At 73.5% G+C, this 13,745-nt stretch carries 9 protein-coding genes; 1 reads left to right on the top strand and 8 read right to left on the bottom strand.

All coding sequences use genetic code 11. From position 1 onward, the window contains the following. Positions 1 to 27: 27 nt before the first annotated feature. From narH to O145_RS06565, 3 genes are all read right to left on the bottom strand, one after another. Positions 28 to 1,635 (bottom strand): nitrate reductase subunit beta, encoded by a 1,608-nt coding sequence (gene narH / locus O145_RS06575; protein WP_052374769.1) that lies wholly within the window; start codon positions 1,633 to 1,635, stop codon positions 28 to 30. After that, positions 1,635 to 5,396 carry a nitrate reductase subunit alpha gene (locus O145_RS06570; protein ID WP_043561333.1) on the bottom strand — a complete coding sequence of 1,254 codons (3,762 nt, stop codon included), beginning with the start codon at positions 5,394 to 5,396 and terminating at the stop codon, positions 1,635 to 1,637. The genes narH and O145_RS06570 overlap by 1 nt, the downstream gene beginning before the upstream one ends. Before the next feature lie 186 nt (positions 5,397 to 5,582). After that, complete coding sequence (locus tag O145_RS06565; protein ID WP_052374767.1) at positions 5,583 to 6,914, bottom strand: MFS transporter; 1,332 nt, start codon at positions 6,912 to 6,914, stop codon at positions 5,583 to 5,585. Positions 6,915 to 7,190: 276 nt separating this feature from the next. On the opposite strand from O145_RS06565, the gene O145_RS06560 reads away from it, so the two are divergent. Beyond that, a complete protein-coding gene (locus O145_RS06560) occupies positions 7,191 to 7,799 on the top strand; it encodes a MogA/MoaB family molybdenum cofactor biosynthesis protein (protein ID WP_084682432.1) in 609 nt (202 codons plus the stop codon). Between the two features lie 74 nt (positions 7,800 to 7,873). Here the strand turns inward: O145_RS06560 and mobA are convergent, their stop codons facing one another. The 5 genes from mobA to arc are packed head-to-tail and all read right to left on the bottom strand — an operon-like array spanning position 7,874 to position 13,640. Beyond that, positions 7,874 to 8,563 (bottom strand): molybdenum cofactor guanylyltransferase, encoded by a 690-nt coding sequence (mobA, locus tag O145_RS06555; protein WP_411265947.1) that lies wholly within the window; start codon positions 8,561 to 8,563, stop codon positions 7,874 to 7,876. Beyond that, complete coding sequence (locus O145_RS06550) at positions 8,563 to 9,969, bottom strand: proteasome accessory factor PafA2 family protein (protein ID WP_229118399.1); 1,407 nt, start codon at positions 9,967 to 9,969, stop codon at positions 8,563 to 8,565. The genes mobA and O145_RS06550 overlap by 1 nt, the downstream gene beginning before the upstream one ends. Before the next feature lie 32 nt (positions 9,970 to 10,001). Further along, complete coding sequence (locus O145_RS06545) at positions 10,002 to 10,187, bottom strand: ubiquitin-like protein Pup (protein WP_043561330.1); 186 nt, start codon at positions 10,185 to 10,187, stop codon at positions 10,002 to 10,004. A 1-nt stretch (position 10,188) separates the two neighbouring features. Then, a complete protein-coding gene (locus O145_RS06540; protein ID WP_052374765.1) occupies positions 10,189 to 12,021 on the bottom strand; it encodes a proteasome accessory factor PafA2 family protein in 1,833 nt (610 codons plus the stop codon). After that, positions 12,018 to 13,640 (bottom strand): proteasome ATPase, encoded by a 1,623-nt coding sequence (gene arc, locus O145_RS06535; protein WP_043561328.1) that lies wholly within the window; start codon positions 13,638 to 13,640, stop codon positions 12,018 to 12,020. Before arc ends, O145_RS06540 begins: the two co-directional genes overlap by 4 nt. Positions 13,641 to 13,745: the final 105 nt, after the last annotated feature.

Raw genomic sequence — 13,745 nt, 5'->3', positions numbered from 1 at the left:
GCCCGGGGGCCGTGCGGGGGCCCATGGTCAGCGGACCCCGCCCGAGGCGCCCACCCCGGCCAGGCCCGGGCCCGCGGCCGGGACCGGGTCGCGGCGCACCGTCGGCATGGGCAGGGCCACCGGGGCGGAGCCGTCCTGCCCGAAGGAAGCGACGTCGGAGTGGCAGCCGGCCGGGGCGCCCTCGCCCAGCAGCATGCGCACGTCCTCGCCCATGGCCTCCATGCCGCGGGGTATCTCCGGCTTGGAGGTGGGGATGACGTAGCGGTCGTCGTACTTGGCGATGGCCAGCAGGCGGTACATGTCCTCCAGGTCCTGTCCGCTCACGCCCACCGAGTCGGCGATGGCCGACGGCGCCCGCCGGCCCAGGCGCACCTCGCGCATGTGGGAGCGCATGGCCGCCAGGCGGCGCAGTGAGCGCTCGACCGGGTCGGTGTCCCCGGCGGTCAGCAGCCCGGCGAGGTACTCCAGCGGGATGCGCATCTCGGCCACCGCCGTCAGCAGCACCCTGTGGTCCTCGCCGTCCAGGCCTGCTGCCGCGACCTCCTCGACGACCGGGCTCAGCGGCGGGATGTACCACACCATGGGCATGGTCCGGTACTCGGGGTGCAGCGGCAGGGCGACCTCGTAGGTGGTGATGAGGTCCCAGACGGGGGAGGCCTGGGCCGCGGTGATCCAGGTCTCGGGGACGCCCTCGTCGCGGGCGGCGGCGATGACCTCGGGGTCGTGCGGGTCCAGGAGGATCTCGCGCTGCGCCGCGTACAGGTCCCGGGGGTCCTCGACGGCGGCGGCCTGCGAGACGCGGTCGGCGTCGTAGAGCAGGACCCCGAGGTAGCGCAGGCGGCCCACGCAGGTCTCGGAGCACACGGTCGGCTGGCCGATCTCCAGGCGCGGGTAGCACAGCGTGCACTTCTCGGCCTTGCCGGTGGCGTGGTTGAAGTAGACCTTCTTGTAGGGGCAGGCGGACACGCACATGCGCCAGCCGCGGCAGGCGTCCTGGTCCACCAGCACGATGCCGTCCTCGGTGCGCTTGTACATGGCCCCGGACGGGCAGGCCGACACGCAGGTCGGGTTCAGGCAGTGCTCGCAGATGCGCGGCAGGTAGAACATGAAGGTCTGGTCGATCCGGTGCTGGATCTTCTGGCTCATGCCCGCCAGGACCGGGTCGTCGGCCAGGGTCTCGGTCGAGCCGCCCAGGTCGTCGTCCCAGTTGGGGCCCCACTCGATGGTGGGCATGTACTCGCCCGTGAGCTGGGACCTCGCCCGGGCCACCGGCAGGGTGGGGGAGTCCTTGGGGGCCGAGAGCAGGCGGTCGTACTCGTAGGTCCACGGCTCGTAGTAGTCCTCGACGCCCGGCATGTCCGGGTTGGAGAAGATCTGCGCGAGGCGGCGCAGACGCCCGCCGGAGCGGGGCACCAGGCGGCCGCCCGGGGTGCGCCTCCAGCCGCCCCTCCACCGCCCCTGGTCCTCCCAGCCCCTGGGGTAGCCCACCCCGGGACGGGTCTCGACGTTGTTGAACCACATGTACTCGGTGCCCCTGCGGTTGGTCCAGGCCTGCTTGCAGGTGACCGAGCAGGTGTGGCAGCCGATGCACTTGTCGAGGTTCATCACCATGGCGATCTGGGCCATCACCTTCATCAGAAGGTCACCTCCTGGTTGGTGCGACGACGGATGAGGGTGACCTCGTCGCGGTTGTTGCCGGTGGGGCCGATGTAGTTGAAGGCGTAGGACAGCTGGGCGTAGCCGCCGGCGAAGTGGCTCGGCTTGAGCACGATGCGGGTCAGCGAGTTGTGCGTGCCGCCGCGCCTCCCGCTGGTCTCGGTCACCGGGGTGTTCATGGTGCGCTCCTGGGCGTGGTGCATGAAGACGGTTCCCTCGGGGATGCGGTGGGAGACGACGGCGCGGGCCGCCACGATGCCGTTGCGGTTGTAGGCCTCGACCCACTCGTTGTCCCTCACCCCGATCTTGTCGGCGTCGGCCGGGCTCATCCAGATGGTCTGGCCGCCCCGCCCCAGGGTGAGCATGTAGAGGTTGTCGTAGTACTGGGAGTGGATGGCCCACTTGTTGTGGATTGTCAGGTAGCGCACCGCCACCTGCGCGGTGCCGGCCGGCGAGGTGGACACCGAGCCCGGCGCGGCCTCCCCGTACAGCGAGGCGAAGTCCAGCGGCGGGCGGAAGACCGGCAGGGACTCGCCCATGTCCCGCATCCAGTCGTGGTCGAGGTAGTAGTGCATGCGGCCGGTCAGGGTGTGCCACGGCTTGGCGTGCTCGACATTGACCACGAAGGCGCTGTAGCGCCGCCCGCCGTGCTCCGACCCGGACCACTCGGGGGTGGTGATGACCGGCTGGGGCTTGACCTGGGTGTCGGCGAAGGTGACCTGCTTGCCGGCCTCCTCCTCGCTCAGCTCGATTAGCGGGGTGCCGGTGCGCTTGGACAGCGTCCTCCACCCCTGGGTGGCCAGGCGGCCGTTGGTCGCCCCGGACATGTGCATGACGGCGTCGCCCGCCTTGATCGGGGTGTCGATGAGCGGGCGGTCGGCGCCCGCCCCCCGGCCGGTGCCGTGGGCGCGGCGCAGCTTGTCCATCTCCTCATCGGCGATGAGCATAATGCCCTTGGCCGGGATGCCCGGCTTCTCCACCAGTGGGCCGATGGTGTCGAACTTGTTGAGGATCTGGGTGTAGTCCCGCTCGACGGGCACGAGCTTGGGCATGGTCACCCCCGGCACCCACCCCTCGGGCAGCGAGGAGATGTCCCCGTGCGCCATGGTCATGGCGTCGGGCGTGTCGTGGGTCAGGGGCACGGCGATGACGTCGGTCTGGGTGCCCAGGTAGCGCGGCGCCCAGGCGCTGACCATGGCTGCGAGCTGGCGGTAGATGTCGAAGTCGTTGCGGGCCTCCCAGGGCGGGTCGATGGCCGCGTTGAAGGAGTGGATGAAGGGGTGCATGTCCGTGGTGGACAGGTCGTACTTCTCGTACCAGGTGGCCGCGGGCAGGATGACGTCGGAGTGCAGCGTGGTGGAGGTGTTGCGGAAGTCCGCCGTCCACATGAGGTCGAGCTTGCCCTCGGGGGCCTGCTCGCGCCATGTCATGGTCACCGGCCGGCGGCCCGGCGGCGTCTCGGCGGCGCTGACGTCGCCGCCCGTGCCCACCATGTGGCGCAGGAAGTACTCGGTTCCCTTGGCCGAGCTGCCCAGCAGGTTGGTGCGCCAGGAGGCCAGGATACGGGGGAAGTTCTCCGGGGCGTCGGGGTCCTCGGCCGCGAAGCGCAGCTCGCCGCGCTTCAGCTGGTCGACGACGTAGTCCTTGGGCGCCATGCCGGCCTGCCTGGCCTGCTGGCCCAGCAGCAGTGGGCTGCGGTTGAAGGTCGGGTAGGAGGGGGTCCAGCCGCGTCTCATGGCCTCGACCATGGTGTCCGAGGCGGTCTTGCCGGCCAGCCTCCCCGCTCCCAGCGGGGAGGCGAGGCGCTCGGCGGGGGTGTTGTCGTAGCGCCACTGGTCGGTGGTCAGGTACCAGAATCCGGTGGAGATCATCTGGCGGGCCGGTCGCTGCCAGTCCAGGGCGAAGGCGAACTGTGCCCAGCCGGCGATGGGGCGGACCTTCTCCTGGCCCACGTAGTGGGCCCAGCCGCCGCCGTTGACGCCCTGGGTGCCGCACATGGAGGTCAGCGCCAGGACCGTGCGGTAGAGCTCGTCGGCGTGGTAGTAGTGGTTGATGCCTGCGCCCATGACGATCTGGGAGCGGCCCCTGGACTCCACGGCGTTGGCGGCGAACTCGCGGGCCACGCGGATCATGGCCGGCCCGGGCACGCCGGTGAGCTCGCTCGCCCACGCCGGGGTGCCCGGCGCGGTGGCGTCGTGGTAGTCCGCGGGCCACTGGCCCGGCAGGTCCGCCCGCTGGACGCCGTAGCCGGCCAGGAGCAGGTCGTAGACGGTGGTGACCAGGCGGCCGTCGGGCAGGCGGGTGGCGGGCACCCCGCGGCGCACGACGCCGCCGCCCACGCTGCCGGTGGGGGTGGAGGACCCGGGCAGGTCGAAGCGGGGCAGGAGCACCTCGACGCCCTCGACCGGGGTTGTCGTGACGGCCAGCTCGGAGATGCTCATGATCGGGGCGACGCCCTCCATGAGCAGGTTCCACCTGCCCTCCCCCTCGGGGGTGAAGCGGTCGGCGAGCGTCCCGCCGGGGTCGGCCGGGCCGCGGCGGCGGTCCCACACCAGGGGCCGGAACTCGTTCCTGGGCCGGCCCTCGGCCGCGCCCGGCACACTCTCGGCGGTGACGAAGCGGCCCGGCACGTACCCGGTGGCGTCGGGCGAGACGTCCAGCTCCAGCAGGAAGGGGGAGTCGGTGTAGCGGCGCATGTACTCCAGGAAGTACGGCTCGTGGCGGCCGACGTGGAACTCCTTGAGGATGACGTGCCCCATGGCCATCGCCATGGCGCCGTCGGTCCCGGGGGCCACGCGCAGCCACTGGTCGGCGAACTTGGTGTTGTCCGCGTAGTCGGGCGAGACCACCACGACCTTCTGCCCGTGGTAGCGGGCCTCGGTCATGAAGTGGGCGTCGGGCGTGCGGGTCAGCGGCAGGTTCGAGCCCCACATGATGAGGTACTGGGAGTTGTACCAGTCTCCCGCCTCGGGGACGTCGGTCTGGTCCCCGAAGACCTGCGGGGAGGCCGGGGGCAGGTCGGCGTACCAGTCGTAGAAGGACAGCATGGTGCCGCCGATGAGCTCGTGGAAGCGCCCGCCGGCGCCGTAGGAGAGCATGGACATGGCCGGGATGACGGAGAAGCCGGCGCAGCGGTCCGGCCCCCAGGTGCGGATGGTGTGGACGTAGGCGGCGGCGATGATCTCCATGGCGTCGTCCCAGCCCACGCGCACCATGCCGCCCCTGCCGCGGGCCGACTTGTAGGCCCGCGAGATCTCCGGGTCGGCGGTGATCTCGGCCCACGCGGCCACGGCGTCGCCGCCCTGGCGCTCCTTGGCGGCCCGGAAGGCGTCGAGCAGCACCGAGCGCACGTAGGGGTAGCGGATGCGGGTGGGGGAGTAGGTGTACCAGGAGAAGGCGGCGCCGCGCGGGCAGCCGCGGGGCTCGTACTCGGGCATGTCCGGGCCCGTGGTGGGGTAGTCGGTGATCTGCTTCTCCCAGGTGATGATCCCGTCGGTGACGTAGACCTCCCAGGCGCACGAGCCGGTGCAGTTCACCCCGTGGGTGGAGTGGACCATCTTGTCGTGGCTCCACCGGTGCCGGTAGAAGGTGTCGGCCTGGCGGCCGCCGGTGAGAAAGAGCCGACGGGCGTCCGAGCTGGCCCGGCCGCGGCGCAGGTAGGACCCCAGGGCGAGCAGGGCGGGGGCGCTCTCGACCTGCGTGCCGGGTCCGGCAACGAGTGGGTCGGTGGAGGTGGTCATCGTCTGTCTTTCACTGTTGTCACTGTTGTCACTGTGTGGGTCGGCTGTGGGTCGGCTGTGGGTCGGCTGTGGGTCGGCTGCGGGTCAGCTGCGGGTCGGCTGCGGGTCGGCTGTGGGTCGGCTGTGGGTCGGCTGCGGGCCCGGGCGGCGGGGCGCCCGGCCGGTCGCCCACCGCCGTCGTCGCCGTCAGCCCGGGAACGGCGCCCCCGGCCGGGCGTAGCGGAGCCAGCAGATGACGGCGCACAGCAGGCAGTAGGCCACCGAGATCCAGTACCAGGCGGTGGCGCCCAGCGACGCGATGGCCGCCCCTACGATGAAGGGGCCCAGGGACGCGATGGCGGCGGTGAAGCCGATGGCGCCGCCGGCCTGGCGCTTGGGCATGATCATGGGCATCTGCTTGAAGGTGCCGGCGTTGCCCAGCCCGGCGAAGAAGAACATCGCCAGCATGGACCACAGGAATCCGGGGAACTGGGCGGGGTCGGTGGGGTGGAGGAAGAAGGCCGCCACCGCCAGGGTCGCGCCCATGCCGATCACGGAGACCAGGGTCCACACGGCGCCGCCGAAGCGGTCGCACAGCGGCCCCCAGCACATGCGCACGACCGAGCCGATGAGGGGCCCCAGGAAGGCGTAGGTGGCGCCCAGCGGCAGGAGAGAGCTGTCGAAGGTGGCGGCCAGGGGCGAGCTCGGCCCGTAGGTGTTCTTAATCAGCAGCCCGAACTGGGCTGCGAAGCCCGAGAACAGGCCGAAGGTCGCCACGTACAGCAGGGTCATGTACCAGGTGTCGGGGTTGGAGAAGATGTCGATCTGCTGGCGGATATTCGCCTTGACGGGCACGTCCTTGAGCAGGGCGAAGGCCAGGAGGGCGGCCACGATGGTCCAGGGGACGAAGAAGACGGCGATGTTGTGGACCCACACCGGGCCCTCGCCTGCGCTCTGCGGGGCGACCCAGGTGATGCCGAACAGGCCGAAGCCCATGAGCCAAGGGCCTATGAGCTGGATGACGCTCATGCCCATGTTGCCCACGCCGGCCTGGAGGCCGAGGGCCGTGCCGGACAGGCGCCTGGGGAAGAAGTATCCGGTCGAGGGCATGTAGCCGGAGAAGGAGCCGGCGCCGAGGCCGCAGGCGAAGGACAGGGCCAGCAGCACCCCGAAGCCGGTGGTGCTGTCCTGCACGGCGAAGAACCAGCCGAGCATGGGCAGGGCGTAGAGTAGGGAGGAGTAGCCGACGAGCCTGCGCGTGCCCACGATCGGCGGCAGGAACATGTAGAGCAGGCGGATGAGCCCGGAGGACAGGCCCGGCATGGCGGCCAGCCAGTACAGCTGGCCCTCGGTGAGGCGGAAGCCGATCTCGTTGAGCTTGGGGGCGATCGCGCTGGGCAGGAACCACACGCAGAAGGCCAGGATCATCGAGTAGGTGGTGATGATCAGGGTCCGCCACGCGATGGGGGCGGACCAGCCCTCCGGCTCCTCGGGGTTCCAGCCGGTGAGGACCCTGCCGCTGGTGTCGAGCGTACTCATGAGACTCCTGTGGTGACGCGAGGACAGAGCGCGGTCAGCGTGATCGTGGCCTCGGGCCGCGTTGTCCGGGGCGGGCGCCACGAGGCACGAGTCCTCGTGGCCCAGATTGTTCCATGATGCCGGATCCGGGGCTCGGGCCACGCCGGCGCGGCCCGAGCCCCGTCATTCCGATGGTTGTTCAGGAGCATTTTTTCACGGAGGGCGCCGTATATAGCAAATGTCGCATGCCCTAATAGATGCGGTGCGCCGTCGGCGCGGCCCCGTTACGGTGTGTTCATGCCCGACAGCACCGACAGCACCCGCCCCGACCGGCCCGCGACCTCCGGCGCCCGCCCGCACGGGGGCCGTCGGCCCTCCGCCGACGAGGTCGTCCAGAAGGCCCTGCACCCGCTGCCCGAGCCCCTCAGGGGCGCGGTCATCACCGTCTCGGACCGGTGCGCGAGCGGGGCGCGCGAGGACACCGCCGGGCCCCTGGCCGTCCGGCTCCTGGCCGGGCACGACGTCGTCGTCGACCAGGTGCGCGTCGTGCCCGACGGGGCCGAGCCGGTGCGCGCCGCCATACGGGCCGCCGTCGCCGACGGCGCCCGGGTCGTGCTCACCACCGGGGGCACCGGCGTGACCCCCCGGGACCTGACCCCCGAGGGCACCGCGCCCCTGCTGGCGGCGCGGCTGGAGGGGCTGGAGGCGCAGGTCCGCGCCCACGGCCTGACCAAGACGCCGCTGGCCGGCCTGTCACGGGGGCTGGTGGGGGTCACCGACCGCGGTGAGGACGGCGCCCTCGTGGTCAACGCGCCGGGATCGCGCGGCGGGGTCAAGGACACCGTGGCCGTCATCGGCCCGCTCGTGCCGCACGTCCTGGAGCAGCTCGGCGGCGGGGACCACTGAGCCGCCGCCGAGCTCCCGCGGGACTGGACTGGCAGTGAGCCGTTACTGAGCCGTCGCCGGGCCGCCGCCGGGCCTCACCCGCGGTCCCAGGCGCGCACGTCCTCCCAGGTGTCCAGGTCGCGCGCTGCGGCCCGCAGGTCGCCCAGGTCCACGCGGACGACCGCCAGCCCCCCCAGGGCCCGACGCACGGAGACGTCCCGCAGCGCCACGCCCCCCGGCGCCGCGCACCGGGTCAGCGCCGCCGTGCGGTAGACGCCGAGCAGGTACTGGACGTGGTCGCCCTCCAGCGCGCAGGCGCCGTCAGCTCCCCGGGACGCCGCCGCGACCAGGGCGGGCAGGGCCCGCCAGGACTCCGGCGCGTCGCAGGTGACGACGGCGGTCAGCGCCGCTGGCCCGGGGTCCTGCGCGAGCCGCGCGAGCCCGGCGGCGATGCCCGCGACCGGGCCGCCCAGCGGCGGGTCCTCCAGCGCGCGCAGCACGCCCGCGGGCAGTGCGACCCCTCCGGGGGCCACGACGACGACGCGGCCCGCGCCCGGGCCCCCGCCTGCCGGCGGCCCCGCCGGTCCCGCGCGCCCGGACAGCTCCTTCAGCCCGGCCAGCACGTGGTCGAGCAGCCGGGCCCCGCGGGCGACGACGTCGGGCTTGGAGGCCCCGCCGAGCCGCCTGCCGGTCCCGCCCGCCAGCACGACGACGTCGACCCCCTCCCCGCCCGGCAGGCTCGTGCCCGCCAGGCCGTCGGCGCCCGGGCCGCCCGCGCCGTCGATCACGCCGGCCCCAGGGCCTCGATCTCGGCCAGGAGCGCCTCCACGCCCGCGTCCTCGGTCTGCCGCGGGTCGGGCAGGTCGATCTGGGGGCGGGGCGGGTCGTCCAGGCGCACGTGCGCCCAGCCGATCGAGGCGGCCCGACCGGTGCGCTCGCAGGCCGCGACCACGCGGCCGCGCAGGACGGCGCGGGTCCCGCGGGGCGGCCGGGTGCGGGCGTCCGCCACGTCCCGCGGGGCGGTCAGGGGCGTCATGAGCCCGGCGGCGCTCAGGGCCCCGCGCAGGCCGGCATCCGCCGACAGGTCGTGGTAGGCCAGCTCGGCGCGCCGTACCCGCGGGTCGCGCCAGCCTGAGGGGGAGCGCTCGGCGACCCGCGCCAGGACCCGGTGCTTGATCGCCCAGTCCAGCTCGGTGGCCACCGGCCCCGGCCGGCCCGAGCGCAGCGCCTGCGCGCCCCGGCCCGCCAGGTCGAGCACGCGCGCGGTCAGCCCGTCGGCCTCGTCGACGGCCGGAGAGGCCAGACGCTCCAGGACGAGCTCCACCATCTCGGGGCAGGTGATGTCGCTGCGGCCGCCGACCCGCCGGCAGGCGGTGTTCGGATCCTGGTTCCACACGTGGGCGGCGCGCGCCGGGTCGGCCAGCTCGCAGTCGGCCAGGTCCCACTGGCCGCGCTCGACCAGGGTCAGGGCCGCGTCCACCAGGACGACCTTGAGGGCGGTCGTCCACGGGCTGACCGCGGAGTCCCCGGCGACCACGTGCAGGCGCCGCCAGCGGCTCGCGTCGGCGTGCGGCTCGTCGCGGGTGTTGACGAAGGCGCGCTCGCGGGTGGGGTCCGCCGAGGCCGCGCCGTGGATGTGGTCGGCGCGCGCCGAGTAGCGCATGGGCCCCAGCGGACGGCTGAGATCGTCGGTGCCGTTGGTGCCACCGGCCTCGGGCCGGCCGCCGTCGGCGGGCAGCGCCCCGGCGCCGGCTAGGACCTGGCGGGCCGCCAGCAGCCCCACCAGCCCGCCCAGGGGCAGGGGGGCGTTGCGCCCCACCTGGTAGTTCTCGTGGCAGCCGAAGGTGGCCCCCCACGCGTCCGTGTTCGACTTCAGCAGGTGGATGCGCGCGCCGCGGGGCTCCAGACGGGCGTTGGCGGCTCGGGTCATGGAGGCCAGCACCGCGTCGCCGGCCAGGTCCTGGGCCACGACGTCGCTCACCCACACGCACTCCGGCCCCGCGTACTCCGGGTGCTGGCCGACGTCGACGTACAGGCGCGCCCCGCTGGTGGTGAAGCGGTGCGTGCCGCTGCGCGGGGAGGAGACGTCGCGGAAGACCTCCTGCACCGCCTCGTCGACGCTCAGCGGCGCGCCCTCACCTCCAGGGGCCAGACGTGCGCTGGTGACCCCGTACTCTGTCTCGATCCCCACGGCGCGGTGCAGGCGGCCAGCGGGGGCAGGCCTCACTGGCCGCCCTTCTGCCTGAAGCTCTGCACGAAGGTCAGCGCGTTGACCTCCAGGACGTCGTCGATGCCGTCCAGGACCTCGTCCAGCCCCTGGGCCGCCGCGCTGGGCGCCACCGGCGTCGGGGCCGGCTCCGGCTCGGGCGCGTCCTCGCGCGAGACCTCCTTGTGAATGCGATCAGCCATGTCACTGCCTCCTTGTGCTGCCGGCTGTGCTGCCGGTGCGCCGGGCCTCGTCCCCGGCGTCGTCGTCGCCCGCCGGTACCCGGGCGGCGGGCCGCCGCGGGGCGGACGGGTCCTCGCCGGAGCCGGCGTAGAAGCCCTCGTCCCAGGCGTAGGTGCGCGGCTCGTCGGGGATGTCGATCCCCAGCGCCTCCAGGGCCGCGATCAGGCGCGCGCCCTCATCGCCGTCGGTGCCGCGCCCGAGCGCCCGCTCCACCTCCGCGGCGGTCGGGTGGGCCGGGTCGGCCAGAGTCACCCGCAGCAGGTCGGCGGCGCCGACGTCCACCACGAGCGAGGTCCAGCTCGCCGCCCACACCCGATCGGGGAAGGCCCTCAGGAACGCGGCCCGTCCTCCGGCGCGCGTGTCGGCGGGCGCCTGATCCACGGCGGCGCTCACCGCCGCGTCGTCCACGACCCGGCGCACCGAGCCGGCCCGCTCCAGGGCGGCCGTGAGCGAGGACGCCGGATCGACGACACCGAGCTGCAGGTCGGCCGCCCGGATGCGGGCGTCGTCCCAGCCGCAGCCGTAGCGGGCGCGCAGGCGCTCCAGCACCGCGAGCTTGGCGCACCACTCCACCAGGTGCGCCGCCTTGAGCGGGTCGTCCTCCAGAGCGTCGAGGGCCTCGCCCCACAGCGCCAGGACCTCGGCGGTCTCCTCGTCGAGCGCCTCGGCGCCGCCGGCCGTCCGGGCGGCGGCGGTGATCTCCTCCAGGAAGGCGCGCTGGATCTCCAGGGCGCCGGCCCTGCCTCCGGCCGCCAGCTCGCAGCGCACCCGCAGCCGGGGGTCGTGGGAGAAGGCGTGCAGCGCGCCGACCGGGTCGGCGAGGGCGACGCGCTCGGCCAGGTCGCGAGCCCGCTCGGGGTGGTTCTCGACCAGTGACAGCAGCGCCGCCATGGACCCGGTGCGCAGCAGGCCCGTGACCGCCAGGGTCGAGGAGTCGGCGGTGATCACGTGCAGGCGCCGCCAGCGGCCCGGATCGGCATGGGGCTCGTCGCGGGTGTTGACGATGGGGCGCTCGCGGGTGGTGTAGATCGAGACCTCCTGCTCGATGTAGTCGGCGCGCGCGAAGACCTGGAACCCGGGCGTCCGGCTCTGCGCGCCGATGCCGACCCGCCCGGAGCCGCCGATGACCTGCCGGGTGACCAGGAAGGGCAGTGTGACGGCGGTGAGCAGGTCCCAGGGCACGTCGCGGCGCACCGCGTAGGACTCGTGGGCGCCCCAGGCCGCGCCGTGACCGTCGGTATTGTTCTTGATCACCTGGACCCGCGAGCCGCGCTCCCGGCTCAGGGCCGTCTCGGCGCGGTGCATGAGCAGGTCCCCGGCCCGGTCGTACAGGACCGCCTCGCGGGGGCCCATGGCCTCGGGGGAGGCGTACTCGGGGTGGGTGTGGTCCACGTAGAGCCGCGCCCCGTTGGCGGCGTGGCTCGCCGAGCCCCGGTAGTAGTGGGACTCGAAGGGCGTCACCCGCTTGACCCAGCGCGTGGGCGAGCCGGTCAGCACCGCCCCCGCCTCCCGGTCCGTGCGGGCCTCAGGGGCCAGGTCGCGATCGGCGCCGTCGCGCGCGTCCCTGGTGGGAAGCTCGCCGGAGTAGTCGAAGCGGCAGCCGGCGCCGGCCAGCAGCCCCCGGCCGGTGGCGGCCGGCACGTGATCGGTGGACGGCGCGCCGCCGGCGGCCGCGTCACGCGCGTAGGTGAACAGCAGGGCGCGCGCCATCAGGTCGGGGTCGGCGTCCGGGTCGTCGCGGTCAATGAGGGCGTACTCGGTCTCCACGCCCATGATCCTGCGCACGGTGATCATTGTGTCTCCTTCCTGGGGGCCGGGGCGAGCGCAATGACCGGGTCGGTGCGCTGGCCGCGCCCGACGACGCGCGCCCACTCCTCGGGGTCCGAGGCGCCGGGCAGCTCGGCGGACTCGGCCACCTCGGCGTGCAGGGCCTGAAGCAGGTGGGCGGTGGTCAGCCCGCGGCGGCCCGCCAGGGCGTCCTTGACGGCGGCGGCCTTGGCGCGCTCGACGATCGAGGCGATCATCGCTCCGGAGACCAGGTCCGCCAGGTGCCAGGTCTCCACCGCCCCCGAGCGCCGGTGGACCTCCAGGACCGCGGTGTCCGGGCTGCGGGAGAACAGGGTGTCCAGCAGCGCCTCGCCCATGGCCCGCACGGCCCCGCTCACGGACCCGGCGGCAGCGAGCTCGTCAGGGTGGATCGGCAGGTCCTCGGTCAGGTAGCGGCTCAGGATCTGGCGGCTCGCCTCGCGGTCCGGCCTGTCGATGCGAATGCGCACGTCGAGACGGCCGGGCCGCAGGATCGCCGGGTCGATCATGTCCTCGCGGTTGGAGGCGCCGATGACGATGACGTTGCGCATCTCCTCCACGCCGTCGATCTCGGCGAGAAGCTGGGGGACCACCGTGGTCTCGACGTCGCTGGACACCCCCGTGCCGCGGGTGCGGAACAGGGACTCCATCTCGTCGAAGAAGACGACCACCGGCACGCCGCGGGCCGCCTTGTCGCGGGCGCGGGTGAAGATGAGGCGGATGCGCCGCTCGGTCTCCCCGACGTACTTGTCCAGCAGCTGAGGGCCCTTGATGTTGAGGAAGTGGGTGCGCCGGCCGGCGGTGCGTGCCAGGGAGGTGGCCACGGCGCGGGCGATGAGGGTCTTGCCGACCCCGGGCGGGCCGTACAGCAGCAGGCCCCGCGGCGGGCGCAGGCGGTGCTCGACATAGAGCTCGGGGTGGGCCATGGGCAGCTCGATGGCGTCGCGTATGCGCTCGATGGTCGCGTCCAGGCCGCCGATCATGTCCCAGGAGGTGTCGGGGGAGTCGTCCAGGAGGAGGTCCTCGACCTCGCGGCGGGCGATGCGGCTCAGGACGACGCCGTCCTTGAGGTCGGCCATGAGGGCGTCGCCGGGCCGTAGGCGCACGGAGGTCAGGGCGGGGGACAGGCGCAGGACGCGGGTGTCCTCGCTGCGCACGGCGACCAGGACGTGGCGCTCGTCCAGGCGCTGCTCGACGGTGACGAGCTCGCCGACGTCGGCGGGCTCGGCGGTGGCCACGGCGTTGAGGTGCTCGTCCAGGACCAGGGCCGTGCCGGGCTCCAGGCCGCCCAGGGGCAGGGAGGACGAGGCCGTCACCCGCATCCGCCTGCCGGCCACGACGACGTCGATGGTGCGGGCCAGGGCGTCGACCACACCCACGTGCGTGGCCAGTGACAGCGGCGGCGCAGTCAGGCGCTCGATCTCCTCCCGGGCGGCCGCCAGCTCCCGGCGCGCCGACGCCAGGGCGCGGGCCAGGCTGCGGTTCTTGCGCACCAGGACCTCGGTGTCGGGCACGGTCGGATCGGGCGCCGCAGCCCCGGCGCTCCCAGCCTCGGCGGCGTGCCCGGTCTTGTGCGGCTGCGTACGCGCCGCAGTGCCCTCATCCACGTCTGCTCCTTCGCCTCGGTTCTGCCCGGCCGCCGACGATCCCCAGGGACCGGAATGGCACGCCCGTACCAGAACGAGGTTAGCGTGTTCGACCGCGCGGCAACA

It is taken from the genome of Actinomyces israelii DSM 43320 (assembly GCF_000711965.1).
Lineage (GTDB): Bacteria > Actinomycetota > Actinomycetes > Actinomycetales > Actinomycetaceae > Actinomyces > Actinomyces israelii.
This window is presented reverse-complemented; position numbering and strand designations above follow the sequence as displayed.